Below are 2,411 nucleotides of genomic sequence, written 5' to 3'. Positions count from 1 at the left end.
TGCAACCTATCTGCCGCAGGTATCTGCAACGCTCCAACTATTTATCAACTAGTACATTACACGCTTTTCGTTGCAGGTGGCAGATGTTTTCATGTTTTTTCAACTTTATGGTAGGAGGATTACGCATCAAAATTAGGGTCACAACCATAAGTCATAAAACAGATTCACCTCTGTGTCCTCCGTGTCCTCTGTGGTGAAAACCGTGCAAGAATGAATCTATTTTAAGAATGTGATTGCCCCAAATCACTCCCCCTTAATTTTCGGACTGCCCCCTTTTTTCTTTTATCCGTTTTTCATTTATGTAGCAAAACTAAACTATCCCATTATCCATTTCGCAGCCTTAGGCAGCACTTTGTAGAATAATGCAACTATACACCACGATACGATAAACACAAATAAAGCTGTCGCTGGAATACGCATGAATATAGGTAAATCAATTCTGTCAATTGCTAAATAACCTATTCCTACAGCAAAATAATGTATCATATAGATACCCAGTCCACATTTTGTTATATTCTTTAAGGCTGATATAATTAAGGGAGACGTTACCTTTACTTTTTGAATTAATAAATACCAGGCAACCGTCATTAAAAAGACATTGGGCGAACAGTATAAAAAGAATAATTCCATTTGGCGCTCTGTAATATCAGGTTGTGAAGTCATATTCCTGAATCCATAATACGTTATGGCATAACCGACACTAAAAAGAATAAGAGATAAAACAACAGTCTTTTTCACCGATAACTTGTTTCTGTCTTTCAAATAATAGCCTAAAAGCAGATAACCGCTAAAACCTGAAAAATAATATAAAGTGCCATAGTCATTCCAAGCGCAAGTACCTCCTATATAGCTGGATATATATTCTTGGCAATAAGGCAGAAATAATGTGATAAACCAAACGGATAAGAATATTTTCATTTGTTTCTCTGTTGCTTGTTTCAGCCATGCAGAAAAAAAAGGCATATACAAATATAATCCTATCAACATATATATGTACCATAAAGGAACTGTATATGTATTGAAGTTAAAAGGAATCATAAGAATATTATGCAAACAACTATCCCAAGTTTGACTTGGAGACTCTCCTGCATACGCAAACATTTCAGACAAAACAGAATTATTCAGCCCTAAAATACCCGTAAACCACGGAAACAAGTTATATAATAAAGACCATACAATAAAAGGGACTATTACACGAAGCATCTTTTTTTTATAAAATTGTCCGATTTCCTGTTCTACCGGTAATAATAACATTCCTGTCAGCATCACAAACAACGGTACGCACGGACGCAAGAAAGCTCCATAAATACTCCCCCATAAGTTATACTCCGGATTTAAACGAGCTTCAGGAGAAACATTGAAAGGGTCTGAACAATGGATACAGATGACCATTAAAATGGCTATCACACGAATTAAATCAGCCCATACTATATGATTCACATTTTTCATTTGGTATTCAATTTTTTCAATTGCAAAGTTAGGACAATGGTATGACATTTTTTTTAAACTACTTAAAAAAGCAGAATAAAGCAATGCGAAGGAAACGAAACAACCCTATTATTTAATCTTGTTCCTCAAATGGCACAACGTAACTTGAGAGATGCCTAAAAAAGATGCAATATAACCCAAATTTACTCTTTGGAAGAGATCCGGACGTGTTTGCAACAATTCTATATATCGTTCTTCCGCTGACTTATACAGTCTTGAAATTAAACGTTTTTCATTCATTATAAAAGCCTCTTGATGCAAAATCCTTGACCAGTTCGCTATTTCTATATTAGTCTGATACAGCTTTTCTAAATCTTTTATCGGCACGGCATATAATACCGTATTTTCCAATAACTGAACAACTTCATATTCGTACCCTTGTTGGTTCCCATAAAAATTGTTCGTCGAAAAAACGATATCTCCTTCTGTACTAAACCATGAGGTGAGTTCTTTGTCGTTAATTACACAATATGAGCGTGCTATACCTTTTTCAATGAAATAAAAGTTTTTATCATTCTGGAAAGAGGACGTTAGGATATGTTTTTTGGGCAGTTCCAATAAAGAGCTATGAGCAAACAGCTCATTGATGGAACTATTGCTCATGTTTGACTTGGCTTTAAGTGAGTTTATCGTATTATGCATCATTTGACTTTCACAACGCTTATTTACTCTTTCCTGTTTTTTTATTAAGCAGCTACAAAAATACAAAAATGCTCCTATAATAAATAAACAAGCTGCATTTTTATATATCGCCCAGATTAACATTTATGGATTGCTCCCCTTGCCTTTCCGTTGTTGTTTCATGACCGGGTATCCATACTTTTCTGCCATAATCTGCCGATTTTATTCGATTATCCCAATGATATTCTTTATATTTCCTCTATGAAAAGCAAGACCGCGACTATCTTTGTGAGTGGAAACGA

General features: G+C 34.9%; 2 protein-coding genes. Both read right to left on the bottom strand.

The features are described 5' to 3' along the window. Window positions 1–315: 315 nt before the first annotated feature. Entirely contained in the window at window positions 316–1,497 is a 1,182-nt protein-coding gene (locus DW862_RS25555) for an acyltransferase (RefSeq protein WP_120071152.1), read from the bottom strand. Between the two features lie 60 nt (window positions 1,498–1,557). Continuing rightward, window positions 1,558–2,091 carry a Crp/Fnr family transcriptional regulator gene (locus DW862_RS25550; protein WP_008645828.1) on the bottom strand — a complete coding sequence of 178 codons (534 nt, stop codon included), beginning with the start codon at window positions 2,089–2,091 and terminating at the stop codon, window positions 1,558–1,560. Between the last annotated feature and the right edge of the window lie 320 nt (window positions 2,092–2,411).

The organism is Bacteroides sp. AM37-9, from assembly GCF_003603455.1.
In the GTDB taxonomy this organism is placed as follows: Bacteria; Bacteroidota; Bacteroidia; order Bacteroidales; family Bacteroidaceae; genus Bacteroides; species Bacteroides xylanisolvens.
The sequence above is the reverse complement of the archived record's forward strand: the minus strand, read 5'-3'. Positions and strand labels throughout refer to the sequence as shown.